Origin of the sequence: Micromonospora sp. HM5-17, from assembly GCF_003762835.1 — a bacterium.
GTDB lineage: Bacteria > Actinomycetota > Actinomycetes > Mycobacteriales > Micromonosporaceae > Plantactinospora.
In genome coordinates this window covers 120,450-137,632 of sequence record NZ_RJWA01000003.1, presented here as the reverse complement: position 1 = coordinate 137,632, position 17,183 = coordinate 120,450, and the positions used below count along the sequence as shown (strand labels likewise).

General features: G+C 72.9%; 11 protein-coding genes and 1 pseudogene. 6 read left to right on the top strand and 6 right to left on the bottom strand.

Annotated features, from left to right (window positions below):
- Positions 1 to 40 precede the first annotated feature (40 nt).
- Positions 41 to 1,090 (bottom strand): GNAT family N-acetyltransferase, encoded by a 1,050-nt coding sequence (locus tag EF879_RS10020; RefSeq protein WP_123557190.1) that lies wholly within the window; start codon positions 1,088 to 1,090, stop codon positions 41 to 43.
- A gap of 72 nt (positions 1,091 to 1,162) precedes the next feature.
- Entirely contained in the window at positions 1,163 to 2,518 is a 1,356-nt protein-coding gene (locus EF879_RS10015; protein WP_123557188.1) for a lytic transglycosylase domain-containing protein, read from the bottom strand.
- A 38-nt stretch (positions 2,519 to 2,556) separates the two neighbouring features.
- Here EF879_RS10015 and EF879_RS10010 point away from each other — a divergent pair, with 38 nt between their 5' ends.
- From EF879_RS10010 to EF879_RS10000, 3 genes are all read left to right on the top strand, one after another.
- A complete protein-coding gene (locus EF879_RS10010) occupies positions 2,557 to 2,775 on the top strand; it encodes a zinc ribbon domain-containing protein (protein WP_123557186.1) in 219 nt (72 codons plus the stop codon).
- 289 nt (positions 2,776 to 3,064) lie between these two features.
- Positions 3,065 to 5,902: an adenylate/guanylate cyclase domain-containing protein gene (locus EF879_RS10005; protein WP_123557184.1), complete on the top strand. Its 2,838-nt coding sequence runs from the start codon at positions 3,065 to 3,067 to the stop codon at positions 5,900 to 5,902.
- A 169-nt stretch (positions 5,903 to 6,071) separates the two neighbouring features.
- Positions 6,072 to 8,909, top strand: a complete 2,838-nt coding sequence (locus EF879_RS10000) for a cation-translocating P-type ATPase (RefSeq protein ID WP_123557182.1) — start codon at positions 6,072 to 6,074, stop codon at positions 8,907 to 8,909.
- Between the two features lie 165 nt (positions 8,910 to 9,074).
- Here EF879_RS10000 and EF879_RS09995 read toward each other — a convergent pair whose 3' ends face one another.
- A complete protein-coding gene (locus EF879_RS09995) occupies positions 9,075 to 10,286 on the bottom strand; it encodes an MFS transporter (protein WP_233604364.1) in 1,212 nt (403 codons plus the stop codon).
- A gap of 103 nt (positions 10,287 to 10,389) precedes the next feature.
- Between EF879_RS09995 and EF879_RS09990 the strand changes: the two genes are divergently transcribed.
- Both EF879_RS09990 and EF879_RS28075 read left to right on the top strand, forming a co-directional pair.
- A complete protein-coding gene (locus EF879_RS09990; protein ID WP_233604363.1) occupies positions 10,390 to 11,448 on the top strand; it encodes a LacI family DNA-binding transcriptional regulator in 1,059 nt (352 codons plus the stop codon).
- A gap of 353 nt (positions 11,449 to 11,801) precedes the next feature.
- A pseudogene (locus tag EF879_RS28075) lies at positions 11,802 to 11,933 on the top strand (DUF397 domain-containing protein); the annotation flags it as partial.
- Positions 11,934 to 12,093: 160 nt separating this feature from the next.
- Here EF879_RS28075 and EF879_RS09975 read toward each other — a convergent pair.
- Positions 12,094 to 12,999, bottom strand: a complete 906-nt coding sequence (locus EF879_RS09975) for an AraC family transcriptional regulator (protein WP_123557174.1) — start codon at positions 12,997 to 12,999, stop codon at positions 12,094 to 12,096.
- A 76-nt stretch (positions 13,000 to 13,075) separates the two neighbouring features.
- Between EF879_RS09975 and EF879_RS09970 the strand changes: the two genes are divergently transcribed.
- Positions 13,076 to 14,104 carry an alpha/beta fold hydrolase gene (locus EF879_RS09970; RefSeq protein WP_233604362.1) on the top strand — a complete coding sequence of 343 codons (1,029 nt, stop codon included), beginning with the start codon at positions 13,076 to 13,078 and terminating at the stop codon, positions 14,102 to 14,104.
- Between the two features lie 98 nt (positions 14,105 to 14,202).
- On the opposite strand, the gene EF879_RS09965 is transcribed toward EF879_RS09970, so the two are convergent.
- Positions 14,203 to 15,246 carry a LacI family DNA-binding transcriptional regulator gene (locus tag EF879_RS09965; protein ID WP_123557172.1) on the bottom strand — a complete coding sequence of 348 codons (1,044 nt, stop codon included), beginning with the start codon at positions 15,244 to 15,246 and terminating at the stop codon, positions 14,203 to 14,205.
- A gap of 441 nt (positions 15,247 to 15,687) precedes the next feature.
- Positions 15,688 to 17,043: a hypothetical protein gene (locus EF879_RS09960; RefSeq protein ID WP_123557170.1), complete on the bottom strand. Its 1,356-nt coding sequence runs from the start codon at positions 17,041 to 17,043 to the stop codon at positions 15,688 to 15,690.
- Positions 17,044 to 17,183 lie beyond the last annotated feature (140 nt).

Genomic DNA, 17,183 nt, shown 5'->3' with positions numbered 1-17,183 from the left:
GGAGCGGTCCGGGCGGGTCCGGAGGCCGTTCGCGCCCCGGTCAGGCGGTCGGCCTCGCCGACCTGTTCGCGTGGTTGGCGGCGTCGAGACGGTGCACCAGCTCCGCGACGTCGACACCGTACTCGAACCACTGCCGGTCGGCCTGGAACCCGAGGTCGGCGTTGACCGCCCGCATCGCCTCGTTGGTCTGGGCATTCCAGGTCTGCACCTCGGCGAGCTTCGGCTCCGCCGTACGCAGCTCGAAGAGCATCCGCGCCTTCATCGCCCGGTCGATACCGCGGCCCTGGTGGGCCTGGCCGACGATGGTGTCGTACTGGTCGGCCCGGGTCGGGTGCTGGGCCGGCACGACGACCTCGGTGAGCCCGGCCACCACGCCGGTCTTCTCCTCGATCGCCGTCACGATGTACGGCTTCATGCCGCGCCGGTGTAGACAGTTCAGGCTGTCCCGCAGCCGCTGCGGGTCACACGAACTCGGCCGCAGGTCCAGGTCGCCGTCGTCGACCCGGGCCTCGGCCTTCGCCATCGCGTACGCCTCGATGAGCTCCTCCGGCGGTCCACCCGGGAAGAACTCCAGGCGGTAGCCGGGAGCGATGCCCCGGGACATCTCGGCCAGCGCGTTCCAGTCCACGGTGGACAGGCGAAGCACGCTGCGGGTCTCGATGTACTCCTGGGTGAAGCCGAGCGCCTCGTAGAAGCCGACCGCCGGGGTGTCGCCGACCACCTCGACCCCGATGAACCGGAAGCCCTCCTGGTACGTGCGGCGGGCCGCCGTGGCGATCAGCTTGCGCCCGAGACCACGCCGGCGGGCGCTCGGGTGCACCAGCACCTCCACCACGCCGATGTCACCGAGGAGCAGGACGTGGGTGTGCCCGATGATGCGGCCGGGCTTCCCGTCCGGAGACGGCTCGTCCTGGATGATCCAGGAGATCCGGCGTTCCCCGGGCATGACCTCGCTGAGGTACTCCCGGAGCATGCCGTTCTCCCACAGCGGGTCGTCTGGCAGGTCGGCCGCGAAGGCCGCGTTGATCGTGTCCAGGAACGACTCGATCTCGGCGGCCGGAGCGGTCCGAGGATCCCACTCGCGCACCATCACCCGTCTAGCTTGCCGTCAACCGGAGCCGCGCGAAAGTGCCCAGTTCTGCAATGTGCGGGGACCATTACGCTAGGTTCTGCTGTCCACCCCGTACTGGTTGGCCTTGTCGAAGACCGACTGAGCGTAGGACTGCACGTTGTTGTAGGAGAGAATGGCGTTCCACCAGTCCGAGCCGACGGACAGGTTGCGCCCGTCCTTACACAGATAGTTACCGGCGGCCAGCGCCGCATCGTCGATGTCCTGCGGGTTCTTCACCCCGTCGAGGTCGGCGTCGGCCCCGTACGTCGCCCAGGTCGTCGGGATGAACTGCATCGGGCCGACCGCCCGGTCGTACGTCGTGTCCTTGTCGAGCCGACCGTCGTCGGTGTCCGTGATGCGCTTTCGGTCGCCGTTGCCGTCCAGCGCGGGCCCGAAGATCTCCGGTTCGGCCACCCCGCTCGCGGTGAGCCGGGAGCCGTTCACGGTTCCGTGGGCGGACTCCACGAACCCGATCGCGGCGAGGGTGGTCCAGCGCAGTTGACAGCCGGGGGTGGTCTGGCTGAGCTGCAGCTCGGCGTAGCCGTACGCCTGCATCGCCACCTGCGGGATGCCCAGCCGCCCCCCGATCTGGGCGGCCCAGCCGGCCAGGGTGTGGGTGGGCCCGTCACCCGTCCAGGGGTGTGTCGGCGGGGTCGTGCTGTTGGGCGAGGGCGAGGCCGGCAACCCGCCGGGCGCGGCGGTGGGGAGGGTGGCCTGCGGCGACGGCGCCGCCGGGCTCGTCGTCGCGCCCGCCTCGGGGGTACGCCCCGCCGCCGGCACCAGGACGGCTCCCGCGGTCCCCGTCCCCGCGACGAGGGTGAAGAGCAGCAGCGCGGGAAGGGTGAGCCGGCCGCTCGGGCGCCGGGACCAGTCCCGAACCGCCCGGGCGGCGCCGACGGCCGCCCTCCGGGGCGACGGCCAGCGCCGGGCCGCGTGCGCGAAGCGGACGCGGAACCGCCGCGTCCGCCCGGACGGTGGCACGTCGAGGTCGACGGGGGTCGCCGTCGTCGACGAGGCGCCTCCCGATCCACCGGTGTCGCCCGATCCGCCTGCGTCACTCGGTTCGCCTGTGTCGCCTGATCCGTCGGTGTTGTCCGACCCACCCGAACTATCCGACGTATCCGGTCCGTCGGAGCCCGCGCCGGGTGCCGCCTGGCCATCGGCCGGCACCGTCCCGGCGTCGACCGGAGTCGCCGGCGAGGCGGACTCGGGCGTGTCGGCCGGGGACGTGGCCGAGGCACCGTCCGGGGCGGTACGGGGACGTGGCACGGTCACCGGTTCCGGCGCGAACGCCGAATCCGGAGCGGCACCCGAGCTGGCCAATGGTCCGGCCAGTGCGGGCGCGGCGGGACGCAGGGGTCGGGGGGTCGAGATCTCCGGATCCGCCACCCGTCGAGTATTACCCATCGACCGACGAACGTCAGGTCTGGTCGTACCCTGGTTACATGCCCCGGTACGAGTTCCGATGCCGCGCGTGCGGCGACACGTTCGAGATCAACCGGCCGATGGTCGAATCCTCGGCGCCGGCGCTGTGTCCGCAGGGCCACGACGACACGGTCAAGCTACTGTCGACGGTCGCGGTGACGGGCCGCGGCGACGGGTCGAGCACGGCCCCGGCCGCGTCGGGCGGCGGCGGGTGCTGCGGCGGCGCCTGCGGCTGCTGATCCCGCCGGCCGTCGGTCTGTCCGGGACGGGCCCCCTCCCCACCGGACAGTGAACCTTTCTCACGGACTGCGCGGCACCCACCCCACGCATCCGACCATGCGGGACCGCCGGACCGCAGGAGAGACGAAGAAGGTTCAGTGAGGAACACTCACGACCGGGATGTCGTTTTCGCGGTGCACGTGGCGGTTAGCACCTTGGTACGGACTCGCCCGTCCGTTCCTACGATGGGCCGGGACATAAATATGCGACAGCATGAACGCGACTTCCAGGGGGCGGGAGGTTCCAGGCATGTCAGCACGGATCCACCTGCCAAGTGGGCTGGTCACGTTCATGTTCACCGACATCGAGGGCTCCACGAGACTGGCCCAGATGCTCGGCCCCGGCTACCGTCCGGTCCTCAGCGAACACCGACGCCTGCTGCGCGCCACCCTGGCGGCCAGTGACGGCACCGAGCTCTTCACCGAGGGCGACTCGTTCTTCATCGCCTTCGCCGACGCCTCGGCCGCGCTCGACGCCTCACTGGCCGCCCAGCGGGCCCTGAACAGCCACGACTGGCCGACCCCCGAGGCCACGCCCAAGGTCCGGATGGGGCTGCACACCGGCCACGCCGAGCCGCACGCCGGCGAGTACGCCAGCGCCGAGGTACACCGGGCCGCGCGGATCGCCGCCGCCGCGCACGGGGGCCAGGTGCTCTGCTCCGGCGCAACCGCCCGACACGCCGCGCCGCTGCCTCCCGGCGCCACGCTGCTCGACCTCGGTCTGCACCGGCTGCGCGGCTTCGACGACCGGGAACGCCTCTTCCAGCTCGTCGCCCCCGGGCTGGAACGCCAGTTCCCGCGGCCGCGGACCGCCGACGCGATCCCCCACAACCTGCCGACCCAGGTCACCTCGTTCGTCGGCCGCAACGCCGAGCGGGCCGAGCTGGACCGGCTGATCCGGGAGCACCGGCTGGTGACGGTGGTCGGGGCCGGCGGCGCCGGCAAGACCCGGCTCGCCGTCGAGCTGGCCGGCGACCTGGTCGAGTCCTACCCGGACGGGGTCTGGTTCGTCGACATCGCCACCGTGACCGACCCGGGCCTGGTCGCGTTCGCGGTCGCCGCGGTGCTCGGGCTGCGTCCCGAACCGGGCCGGCCGATGCTGGAGACCCTGGTCGAGTTCACCGCCTCCCGACGGATGCTGGTCCTGCTCGACACCTGCGACGCCCAGCCCGGTGCCTGCGCCGAGGTGATCTCCAGGCTTCTTTCCGGGGGCAGCGGGGTACGCGTCCTCGCCACCAGCCGCGAGTCGCTCGGCCTGCCGGGCGAGGTGGTCTGGCGGATCCCGCCGCTCTCCGTCGACCCGGCGCCCGGCGGCGGCCCGAGCGAGGCGGTGACGCTGCTGCTGGACCGCACGGCCGCGGCCCGGGGCGGCCGGCGCGCCAGCCCCGCCGAGTCGGCCGACCTGCAACGGGTGGTGACCCGGCTCGACGGGCTGCCGCTGGCGATCGAACTCGCCGCCGCCCGGCTGCGGGTGCTGAGCGCCAGCCAGCTCGCCGAGCGGCTGGACGACGTGCTCGGGGCGCTGGACGCCGGGCACGACGACGCGGAGCCGGCCCCGACGCCGAACGGGCGGTGGATCGCCAACCAGGCCGACACGGTGGACCTGGCGGCGGCGGCGAAGGGCACGGCACCGCCAGCCGAGGTCCGGGCCGCACAGCGGACGGCCACGCAGCGGCACGTCACCATGCAGGCGACGGTCACCTGGTCGTACCGGACCCTCGGCCCCCGGGCCGCGCGGCTGCTGCGCTGGCTGGCGGTCTTCTCCGGGCCGGTCGACCTTGCCACCGTGGAGTGGTTCATCGACGACGACGCGCTCGATCCGCTCTCGGTGCTGGTCGACAAGTCGATGATCCAGGCCGAGCCGAACGTCTCCGGCAGCACGTACCGGATGCTGGACCCGATCCGGGCGTACGCGGCACGTCGGCTGGTCGACGCGGGAGAGGAGCAAACCGCTCGGGACCGGCACGTGGCCTGGTCGCTGCACGCGGTGCAGCGGGCGTACCTGGGGCCGGACGGGCGACCCGTGACGCTGTCGCTGTACGCCCTCGACCCGCTCGCCGACGAGCTGCGCGCCGCACTGCGCTGGACGGTGACCGGCGGCAGCGCCCGGCAGGGGCTGCAACTGGCCAGCGGGCTCGACGAGTGGTGGCGGGAGCGCGGGCTGGCCCGGGAGGGACGGCTCTGGCTGTTCCGGCTCTACAGCCGGATCGCCGAAACCGGCGAGCAGATCCCCGAGGCGGAGCTGGCCGCGACGTACCTCATGCACTCCCGGCACGCCGGCGCGGACGGCGAGTTCGCCGAGGAGCTGCGCTTCTCGCAACAGGCCGAGTCGGTCGCCCGACGGGTTGGCGACGCCGGACTACTGGTCCGGGTGCTGGCTGGACGTGCCGCCCCGCTGGTGGACATGGGCCAGCTCGCCGAGGCCGAGCGGGTCTGCCGGGAGGTGATCGCGCGGGCCGAGGCCGAGGGGGTCGCCGGGGACGCGCTGCTCGCCATCTACAGCCTCGCCGAGCTGCTGTGGCGGCGGCGGGCGCTCGACGAGGCGGCCGAGCTGCTGGCGGCGGCCCGGCCGTTGGAGGCGGCGCAGCCGACCGAGCGGGGCAAACGCCGGGTCGACATGCTGCTCGGCATGGTGGCGCTGGCCCGGGGCGATCTGGTCGCCGCGCATGACCACCTGGTGGTCGCGTTGCGGTCCCGGATGAGCTACGGCTATCTCGCCCGCGCCTGCGACACCGTGAACGCGATCGCGGTGCGCTGCGCGCGGGGCGGCGACCCGAGGACGGCGGCCCGGCTCTTCGGCGCGGCACAGCTCACCCGCTCGACGATGCACTTCGCGCCGGGCACCTTCGGCGCGTACTGGATGCAGGAGCAGGCCGCGCTGCGGGCGTCGCTCGGGGACGCGGCCTTCGACGCCGCGTACGCCGCCGGGGCCGAGCTGACCCTGGAGGAGGCGGCGGCGATCGCCCTGGAGGTGGAGCACCCGGACCTTTCCGCCGGCTCGACCCGGTTCTCCGAGGTCGACCCGCCGCGCCAGCCGCCACGTCCCCGCCGGACCATCGACGGTGTCTCCCGGGAAGCCCTGGAGTAGGCACAACCAGACGCCCGACCTCCGCGCTCTCGTCCGGGGCGCGGAGTTCGGGCCGGCGGTACCGGCCCGGGTTCTCGGGTCAGCCGATCGGCGTAGCGCCGGAAATGTCTGATTCGGGCGAGTCACCGCTTCGGCTGCCGAACCCTGTTTGACCGAGAAGAATGATGGCATGGCGAGGCCCGGCCCCGGCGACGATCCCTCGTTGCTCGACGTCACGGAGGTCGCGGCCAGGTTCGGCACGGATGCGCGACGAGGGCTCACCGGGGCGGAGGCTGCCGCCCGGCTGAGCCGGTCGGGGCGCAACGAGCTCACGCCGCGGGCACGGGTCTCCGGGTGGCGCAGTTTCCTCGGCCAGTTCGCCGACCCGGTGGTCTACCTGCTCCTCGGCGCCGCCGCGATCTCTGCCGTGGTCTGGCTGGTCGAAGGGGCCAAGGGCCCACCGTTCGAGGTCCTGGTGATCATCGCCATCCTGCTGGGCAACGCCGTCCTCGGCTTCATCCAGGAGTCCCGTGCCGAGGCGGCGGTGACCGCGTTACGTCGGATCGCGGCACCACACGCCACGGTGGTCCGGGACGGCAGGGAACTCACGATTCCCGCGGTCGAGGTGGTGCCGGGAGACGTCCTCGTGCTCGCCGAGGGCGACGCGGTGAGTGCGGACGGCCGGCTGGTCGAGGCGTCGTCGCTCCAGATCGCCGAGGCCGCGTTGACCGGGGAGAGCGAGTCGTCGGCCAAGCACAGCGACCCCCTGCCCGGTCCGACGCCGTTGGCCGACCGGACCAACATGGTGTTCCACGGCACGGCGGTGACCCAGGGACGCGGGCGGGCGGTGGTGACCGCCACCGGCATGGCCACCGAGATGGGCCGGGTGGCCCGGCTGCTGACCGAGACCAGGGAGGAACGCACCCCGCTGCAGCGGGAGATCACGCAGGTGGGCCGGCTGCTCGGCCTGGCGGTCGTGGTGACCGCCGTGCTGGTGGTCGGTGCCATCTTCCTCACCGAGGACATCCGGAGCGCTCGCGACGTGGTGGACGTGCTCCTCGTCGGCGTGGCGCTCGCGGTGGCCGCCGTACCCGAGGGCCTGCCCGCGATCCTCTCGGTCGTACTGGCCCTCGGTGTGCAGCGGATGGCCCGGCAGCGGGCGATCGTCAAGCAGCTCTCCTCGGTGGAAACCCTCGGCTCGACGACGGTGATCTGCTCGGACAAGACCGGCACCCTGACCCGCAACGAGATGACCATCCGCCGGGTGGTCACCGCCTCCGGCGAGGTGGCGCTGACCGGTACGGGCTACCAGGCCGAGGGGGCGGTGACCGTCGACGGGCGCCCGGTCGACGAGGGCGTCCTGCTGGACGAGGTACGGATCGTGCTCGGCGGGGGCAGCCTGGCCAACGACGCCGCCATCGAGCGGGAGAACGGCGCGTGGGTGGTCCGGGGGGACCCGACCGAGGCGGCGTTCCTGGTGGCCGAGCGCAAGATCGAGGGCCTGACCGAGATCCGACGCGACCGGTTCCAGCGGCTGGCCGACGTGCCGTTCACCTCCGAACGCAGGATGATGAGCACCCTCGAGGCGGACGCGGAGCGCGATGGCCGGCTCGTCGTGGTGACCAAGGGCGCGCCGGACGAGGTGCTGGCCCGCTGCACCCGCGAGCGGGCGGCCGGGCACGTGCGGCCGCTGACCGACGAACGTCGCCGGGAGATCCACGCCGTCGTGGAACGGTTCGCCGACGAGGCGCTGCGTACCCTGGCGGTCGCGTACCAGCCGCTCGAGGCGACCCGCCCGCCGGAGAAGCCGGAGACCCTGGAGCGGGATCTCGTCTTCGCCGGTGTGGTGGGGATGCTCGATCCACCCCGCCCCGAGGCACGGGCGGCCGTCGCCGAGGTACGGCAGGCCGGCGTACGGGTCATCATGATCACGGGCGACCATCCCCGTACGGCGGCGCGGATCGCCGCGGAGCTCGGCATCGTCACCGCGGGCGAACCGGCGGTGACCGGCGCCGAACTGGCCGACCTCGACGAACGAGGTCTTCGCCAGGTCGTCCGGGACCGATCCGTCTACGCCCGGGTGACGCCGGAGCAGAAGCTGCGGCTCGTCGACGCCCTCCAGGCAGAGGGGAACATCGTCGCCACCACCGGCGACGGGGTGAACGACGCGCCCGCGTTGAAGACGGCGGACATCGGCATCGCGATGGGCGTGACGGGCACCGACGTCACGAAGGAAGCCGCGCGGATGATCCTCGTCGACGACAACTTCGCCACCATCGTTCGGGCGGTCCGCGAGGGGCGCGGAATCTTCACCAACATCCGTACGTTCCTTCGCTATCTCCTGTCGTCGAACATCGGTGAGGTCCTCACCATGCTCCTCGGCGTGGTGCTGGCCGGTGTGATCGGCCTGGCCCAGGGAGAGGAGATCGCGGCACCGCTGCTGGCCACCCAGATCCTCTGGATCAACCTGCTGACCGACACCGGACCGGCGCTGGCCCTGGGGGTGGACCCGCCGCCGGACGACGTGATGCGCCATCCGCCGCGACCACCAACCGAACGGGTCCTCAACCGTGCGATGTGGTGGGCGGTCGGCTTCGTCGGTCTGGTCATGGCGGTGGTGGCGCTGCTGGCGTTCGACATCCACCATCCGGGCGGACTCATCGAGGGTACGGAGTCCCAGGCCGAGGCCCGGACCGCCGCGTTCACCACGCTGGTACTGGCGCAGCTCTGCAACTGCTTCAACTCCCGGTCGGCGCGGCACAGCGCCTTCCCGACCATGTTCAGCAACAGGTTGCTCTGGGCGGCCATCGCCGTCTCGCTGCTGCTCCAGGTGGCGGTCGTACACGTTCCCCTGCTCAACCGGGCGTTCGAGACCGCGCCGCTCACCCCGGGGCAGTGGGCACTCTGCGCGCTCCTCGGCAGCCTCGTGCTCTGCGCGGAGGAGGTGCGAAAGCTCGTCCTGCGACAGATGGTGGGCCGACCTCTGCCGGCGGAACGACGAGCAGTTCGTGGCATGCGGCGACACTGACGTGTCGGATGGGGCGATGATCAATACACCGCCGACCGCGAGTGGTCCGGGCCGGCACCCCGACCAGGCTCCCGGAAGCTCATGCCGCCGAGGCACAGCCGAGAGACGGTCATGCCGGTCCCGCCGAGTCGGCAGTAATCCATCGTCGATCTCCGTTCGTCTCGGTCATCGGCCGTTGCGTACCGCTGGCGGGTCACCGGCGGCGCGGGGGAGAGCGAGCAACACCAGTAGCGCTCCGGTCGCCATGACGGCGAAGACCATCGCCATCCCCAGCGTCTCGGTGAGCGGTCCCACCACGACCGGGGCGGAGATGGCGCCGATCCGGGACAGCGCCGACACGATCGACGCGGTCCGGGCAGCGGGTATGCCGTGGCGCACCGAGAGGTGGTCCGCGGCTCCGAACAGCAGCGGGAAGACCGGACCAGCACCGACGCCCGCGACGGCGATGGCGGCCAAGGCCCAGACCGGCGCCGCCTGGACGGCGGTGAACAGCGTCCCGGCGAGTACCGCCAGCAGCATGGTCACTCCGCTCGCGATGGCCACCGCGCGTGAGCCCAAGCGTCGCTGGGCACTGTCGAGCGCCAGCCGGGACGCCACCAGCCCGGCGGCGAACAGCACGGGCGCCGACGCGGCGACCTGAGCCTCGGCGTGCAGACCGCGGCTGAGGAGCAACCCGGTCCACTCCTGTCCCGGACTCTCGACGTAGCTCGCCGCGAGCGCCGCCAGACCGAGCACCGGCAGGACGTGGCGCAGGCGCACCGGCCGAACGGCTGACGCCGGATCCCGCTCCGCCGACTCCGCTGACTCTGGCGGCACCGCGGCCACCGGCACCGTGCTGCGCCCGGCCGGCACCGACTCCCGTCGCCCGGCCACGATCAACTGCAGGGCGATCGCGGCGACCGCGACCAGGTTGATGTGCAGCGGCACCGGCACCGCCAGCCCCGCGGCGGCGGCACCGAGCGCCCCGGCGCCGACGAGCGACAGCGACCAGGTGGCGTGCAGGCGGCCCATCAGCACGGTGGAGAGTTGTTGCTGGGCCCGCACGGCGGCGGCGTTCATCGTCACGTCGTGTGCCCCGTCGAGGATCCCGACAAGAAGCAGCGCGCAGCCGAGCAGGGTCAGATCGGGTGCCCAGGCGACGGCCACGGCTAGTGCCGCGTAACCGGTGCCAGCGACGAGGGCCGCCCGGAGATCGCCGACGGCACGGGTCAACCTCGGCGCCGCCAGCGAGCCCAACAGCCCGCCGATGGCGGCAGCGAACAGTGCCACCCCGAACTGGCTCTCGCTGGCCGACACCCGGTCGGCGATCTCCGGAAATCGGGCCAGCAGACTGCCGTAGAGGGCACCGTTGACGGCGAACGCGATGCCTGGACGCATCCAGTCGACGAACCGTACGCCCCCCGTCGCTCTCCCCATCGCCACGGCCACGCGGTAAACTTATACGTATCAGGAGGGCCGCACAAGTTCAGAGAGTGATCAGATGCCCACCGATCCACGACCACGCATGACCGATCTCGCCCGCGCCCTCGGCGTGAGTCAAGCGACGGTCAGTAACGCGTTCAACCGACCCGACCAGCTCAGCCCCGACCTGCGACAGCGGATCCTGGCGGCGGCCCGGGAGGCCGGTTATCCGGGGCCCGATCCGCTGGCGAGCACCTTCCGTCGCGGGCGCACCGGCGCCGTCGGGTTCATCGTGCACGAGCCGCTCAACTACCTGTTCGAGGACGCCGCGGCGCGCCTCACCATGGCCGGCGTCGCCCGGGCCTGTGCTGAGCAGGGCTCGTCGCTGGTCCTCGTGCCCCGGGCTGAACCGGGCCAGCCGGACATCGTCTCCTCGGCGTTGGTGGACGGTTTCGTAGCGTTCTGCGACCCGCTGGAACCCGAGCGCCGGGAGTTGCTACGGGCCCGTCGGCTGCCGGTCGTCGGCCTCGACGCGCCGGTCGCCGAGGGTCAGCCGTACGTCGGTATCGACGACCGAGCCGCCGCCCGCTCCGCCGCCACCCACCTCGTCGGCCTCGGCCATCGACGGTTCGGCGTGATCAGCTTCGCTCTGGGCCCCGGGTCCTCGCCGGGCATCGCCGCGGCCGGACTGGCCGCGGCCACCGCGTACGTCGCGAACCGGGCCCGGTTGGACGGCTACCGCGACGGCCTGGCGCCCGCGCTCGACGCCGGCGGCACGACCGTGGTCGTTTCGGCCGCCGGCGTCCAGGAACGCGACGGCGCTGCGGCGGCCGCCGCGCTGCTCGCGCTGCCGACGCCGCCCACCGCCATCCTCGCCATGAGCGACCGGCTGGCCCTGGGCGCCATCAGGGCCGCCGTCGCTCAGGGTTTCGCGGTGCCCGACGACCTGTCCGTCGTCGGATTCGACGACATCCCGGAGGCCGCCACCGCCGCTCCACCCCTGACGACCGTCCGGCAGCCCCACACCGCCAAGGGCATCGAAGCGGTCAACCTGCTGCTACGCGACGACAGGCCGTCCAACCCCGTACTGCTGACCACCGAACTCGTCGTCCGGGGCTCGACCGCCCCGGTCCGCTGACGACGACGCGACCGCCGGGGAGGACGCGTGGAAACGTGCCTGGGAGCACTCTTGGCTCTTGCCGCCGTACGCGAACACGTCGGATCTGCACGTCCGGATGCGCCCGTCGTCGATGATCCGCCGCTCCGGAACGGCAGCCGAATCGTCGCCGTCCACGTCGTGCGGTCACGAACGGCCGGCGTCCTGCATCGGTTGGCCGACTGGGTGTGGTCTTCCTCCTAAGATGTGGACACCCTGTGTGAGTGCTTGAGACAGGTGTCAGTCGGGCTGGTTGAAGGTGCGGCGCTGTTGTCGGCGGGCCGGGCCGCGACGCGGCCTAGCGGGCACAAGTCCGGCCGGAGCGGCCAGAGCGGGGGGACTGTGTCGAGGTGGCCGACCTTCCCGGCCGCGTCCTGGTCCGGGACAGCAAGGACCAGACCGGCCCCATACCGATCTTCGGGCCGGAGGCGTGGCGCGCGTTCGTCATCCGGGCAAAGCGCGGCTGACGCTAACGGGCGTCCGGCAGCGGGTCGTGCCGCATGTCCGGGGTTCCGGACCCGGGCCGACGCCGCCCCGCACCTAGCCTAGGGCCGGGGCGCGGAATCAGGTCGTACCGGCGTGCTGAGGGGTCGAAGGGCGGCGACGCCGGCCTTCGACCCCGCCGTGCTACCAGCCACGGCACGCCGTCGGGTCTGGACGACCGCCAACCTGCGCCGGTTCGGGCCGTCTTCCCTGGCCGGGCCACGCGATGTCGTCGACCGCCAGCCACGGCTCCCGGGCCAGGGCCACCGGGGTCACCCCGGTGAACGCCACGACGTCCCGATGCAGGTGGGACTGGTCGGCGTAGCCGCTCTCCGCCGCGACCCGGGCCACGCCGTCACCCGCGGCCAGCCGGTGAGCGGCGTGGTCGAAGCGGACCAGCCTCGCGGCGCGCTTGGGCGGCAGGCCGAGCTGCGACTGGAACCGGGACCAGAGACGCCTGCGGCTCCAACCAACCTCGGCCGCCAGCCTGTCGACCCGGACCATGCCTCGGGTGACGACGATCCGGCGCCAGGCCCAGGCCACCTCCGGGTCCACCGACGCCCCTACCTGGCGCCGGCGGGCCAGCACCGCCTCCGTCAACCCGAACCGCTCCTCCCACGAGGCGGCATCGCCGAGCCGTTCACGGAGCCGGGACGCCTCCCGGCCCCACAGGTCGTCGAGCGCCACCACCGCGCCGTCCAGCTCGGCCGGGGAGACGCCGAGAACCGCGCCGGCGACCACCGGCGAGAGCCGCACCTGTACGGCCTCGAAGCTTCCGCCCCGCACCCAGACCGCGCCCGGTCCGAAGCCGAGCCCGGCGACGAGACTGCCGCGCCGCTCCCGCCCGGTGCCGTCGGTCACGACGAGCGGGCCGGCGCCGCACTCCAGGGCGATCGTCACGCCCGGGTGCGGCACCGCCCGCTGACCGGCCGAGGGTGTGCCACGGTCACGGAACCCGGCCATGCTGACCCCGCTCACCCGGCTGGCCCGTGCGGGCGGTACGACCTCCCACACCGCCGCGGCGGCACGTTCGGGACCGGTGGACCGCATCCCCCCATGCTAGGCGGGCCGGCGACCGGAACATTCGTCCAAGCCGTCCGGGCACGCGACCGGCGACAGTGGCTCCATGGTTGATGTCCACGCGGTCGACGAACCCCGCCAGATGGCCGACACCGGCCCGCGGCTCCCCACGGGGAAGCCGACCGGCGAGCGCGGCGGACGCCGCCGCCCGCGCCGCCTCGTCGCCTCGGCCGTCCTCCTCACGGTCGCCGGGTTGCTCCTGACGAACGCCGTGGCGGTGTCCCGGCAGGACGCCGAGGCCACCGGAGACTCGCTCCTGGCCCTCGACGGCGGGACCGTCCACGTACGCCAGGACGGCCCCCGCGACGCCCCGGCACTCGTGCTGATCCACGGCCTCGCCGGATCGGTCCACTGGTGGGACCCGCTGGTCCCGTTCCTGGCGAGGTCCCACCGCGTCATCCGGATCGACCTGCTCGGGCACGGCCGGTCGGCCAAGCCGGCCGGCGGGAACTACACGATCCCGGAACAGGGACGGCGGGTCGGCGCGGCGCTGGACCGGCTCGGCGTACGGCGGGCCATCATGATCGGCCACTCCACCGGCGGCTCGGTCGCCACCGCGCTCGCCGAGCAACGACGCGACCTCGTGACCGCGCTCGCACTCATCGACTCCGGACCCCGGCTCGACGCCTTCATCTCGGACGGCTTCGTCGGCCGGCTCCTGTTCGTCCCGGTCGTCGGGCAGCTGCTGTGGCGGTTCCGGACCGACACGGTCGTCCGGCAGGGCCTGGCCACCGGATTCAGCCGGCCCGGCTACGAGATCCCCCAGCAGCTCGTCGACGACGTACGCGCCATGACGTACACCGCGCTCACCGCGACCTCGCGGGCCGCCGACGACTACCTGGCGCAGCGCACGCTCCCGGCCCGGCTCGCGGCCCTCGGCACGCCGCTGCTGGTGATCTTCGGCGTGGAGGACCAGCGGTGGCGCTCCTCCGCCGCCGCCGAGTACCGCACCGTCCCGGGGGCGCGGGTCGAACTGCTGGCCGGGGTGGGACACTCCCCCATGCTGGAGGACCCGCCGCGGACCGCCGAGCTGCTCCTCGACTTCACCGCGCTCCACGCCCCGGCGCCGGACTGAGCGGGCCGGCTCGCGTCCCGCAGGCGTACGTCCTGGCCCGCAGGCCGGCCGCCCCGACCTGAGACCCCCGTCGCGCGCGGCGCTCCCGGTCCGTCCGGTCAGGCCCGGGCCGGGGGCGCGGTGCTGCCGCGTACGACGAGGGTGGTGGCCAGCTCGACCCGGTGCTGGACGAGGCTCTCCCCCGCCGCGAGTTGGAGGACCATGCTGGCGGCGGTGGCCCCCATCTCGGCGAACGGCTGCCGCACCGTGGTCATCGGCGGGCAGCACCAGTGGGTGTTCTCGATGTCGTCGAAACCGATCACGCTCAGGTCCTGCGGGATGCGGAGGCCGAGCTGCCAGGCCGCCGCGTAGACGCCGAGCGCCTGAAGGTCGTTGCCGCAGACCACGGCGGTGGGTCGGTCCGGCAGGCTCAACAGCTCGCGGCCGAAGTCACGGCCGTCCTCGAAGTAGAACCGCCCGCTGCGCACCAGCCGCTCGTCCAGCGGAACTCCGGCGACGTCGAGTGCCGCGCGGCAGCCCTCCAGCCGCGCCCGGGCCGCCAGGTAGTCGAGGGGTCCGCTGAGGACCGCGATCCGGCGGTGGCCGAGGTCGAGCAGGTGCCGGGTGGCGGCGATCCCGCCGTTCCAGTTCGTCGCCCCGACCGACGGCGTGCTGTGCAGCGGTTCCCCGGTCGGGTCGAGGGCGACCAGCGGGATCCCACCGGTGGCGAGCTGGGCGTGCTGCTCCGGGGTGAACCTCGCGTAGACGGCGATCACGCCGACCGGCCGCCGCGCCAGGAGCTGTTCCGTCCAGGACCGGCCCGGCGATGTCCGTCCGTCGACCTCGGTGAAGCCGACGGCGAGTTCGTGCCGGCGGGCCACCTGCTCGACGCCGCGCATGATCTCGATCGCCAGGTGGCTCTCCAGCTTGTAGAAGACCACCTCGATGCTGGCCGTGGCCGGTACGGCCTCCGGGCGCCGGTACCCGTGCTCGCGCAGCAGCGCCTCCACCCGGCGGCGGGTCTCCAGCGCCACTCCTGACCGGCCGTTCAGTACCTTCGACACGGTCGGTTTGGAGACCCCGGCCAGCTCGGCGATGGTGGCGACGGTCGGCTCACCGCGCCGACGCCCCCGTCGCGAGCCGCCCGAGACCTTCCCCGTCACGGCGGCAGTGTACGCAGACAGGCGGCCACCGATCCATATCCGTCAGTGCCGGATCCATCACCCCGACCGACACCGCACAGTCCCCCACCACCCGAAAGATCGAAACATACCGTTGCGATCCTCGACGCGCCCAGTACGATGACGTCGATAGATATCAGTATGTTCGCCGGGTCCACTCCGGTCTCCGGACCGGCCGAAGCCGCGGCGCGAACCTCGGTCACCTGGCTGAGCGGTCCAGGAAACCGGGCCGGTGGCGCGGGCGCACGTCGTGCGGTTCGACGGCGGGCACCCGCGCCACTGCCGTGCCGTCGACCGACCTCCCGGCCCGGCGCTGCGGCGTCGCCGCGTGCCCGACCCGGCCGGGGCGGCCGACCACTCACGGAGACCGTTACCGGTGCTGACGTAGACACGCGGTGGCGGAGGCGGTGGGTCAGGGACCGGTCAGGAAGCGGCGTCGGCCTCGGCGAGCGCCCGCTCGACCCGCTCCCGGCGCCCCGGCTCGTCGGCGTGGCGGTCAAGAACGAACCACGCGCGGCGCCACTCGACGTACCCGCCGCCCGTCCCGCCGTACGTCGTGCGGAGCGCCGCCATCGAGCGCAGGAAGCTCGGCTTGGTGGCGGAGCCGATGACATTGGCGTCGCCGCGCCGCGTCCCCGTCGCGTCCGGTGTGGCGAGCCAGCCCGACATCGCCTCGACCGCCTCCTCGGTCAGCGGGTTGATCCCGACGCACGGGTCGAAGACCAGTTCGGCCGGAAAGTCGTGCCCCGGTACGGCCAGCGCCAGGTGGAGCCGGAGCTGCACCATCGAGCGCTCGTGCTCGGGCCGCATCGGCCAGGGACGGCCGTCCTCGCGCAGCACCGGGCGCTCGATGTGCCGGTAGCACTCCTGGAAGCGCGCGATCAGGTCGCCCCGAGCCTCCGCCCAGGTGTCGAAGCCGTCCGGCATCCGGCCCAGGTCCGCCATCTCCGGACACATCGAGAGCATCAGCAGGTTGGCCCGAGCGGTCATGATCGCCGGCAGGCGATGGCTTGTCGGGAGGGCCAGCCGTTCCTCGGTCACCCGGTCCGTGAAGCCCCACCGCTGCGCGATCCCAGCCGCCACGTCCAGGGCCCGCATCCCGGTCTCCACCCCCTCGGCGAGCCGCCGGAACATCCGCTGGGTCCATTGCGCGCTGTCCTGCTCGTCCCAGGTGCCGGCCTCCTTTCCCTCGGCCCACCGGCTCAGCACCCGCTCGGCGGTGCGGCACGCCGTACCGGTCTCGGCGAGCGCCAGTTGCAGCAGGACCTCCCCGAGATCCCGGACGTACCGCTCGCGGGACGGGTCCGACCCGTGGCTGTCCAGGAAGCTCGCGTGCTTCCTCGCCGCCTCCTGGTGCAGGATCCAGGCGTCGTCGTAGCCGCTCTCGGTGTCCCGCTTCGACGCCACCAGGGCCTGGGCACGGATCGCTCCCAGGGCACGCGGGGCGAACTCCGGCCAGGGCAGCGCACGGGCGGCGTCGGCCGCCCGGTCGATCAGCGCGGCGGCGGCCTCGCTGCGCGCCCGCCGCTCACCGTCGAGACTCTCGTACCCCGCCTCCACGATCCACAGCGGCGCCAGCGACGCCTCCAGCAGCAGCCAGCCCATCAGCGGCAGCAGATCCGCGATCTCGGGCGGCGGAAGCTGCGGTCGCGGCTCCCGCAGGAACTCCCGGTACGCGGCCACGTCGGACTCGATCATCGCGAGCAGCCGCTCGTCGACGACCAACTCCTCGTCGCGGATGCTCCGCGCGTAGCTGCGCAGTTCGTCGGCGCTCAGCATGTCGGGCCCGCCCCTCGTCGAGAAACGCCCAGACCAAATCGGATGCCTTGTTGTCCATTGAACCTCGTCAACCCTGAGCGGCGTGACGCTGACGCGACGTGTCCAACCCCGCGGACCGCCGAGCCGCCGGGGGACGGTTC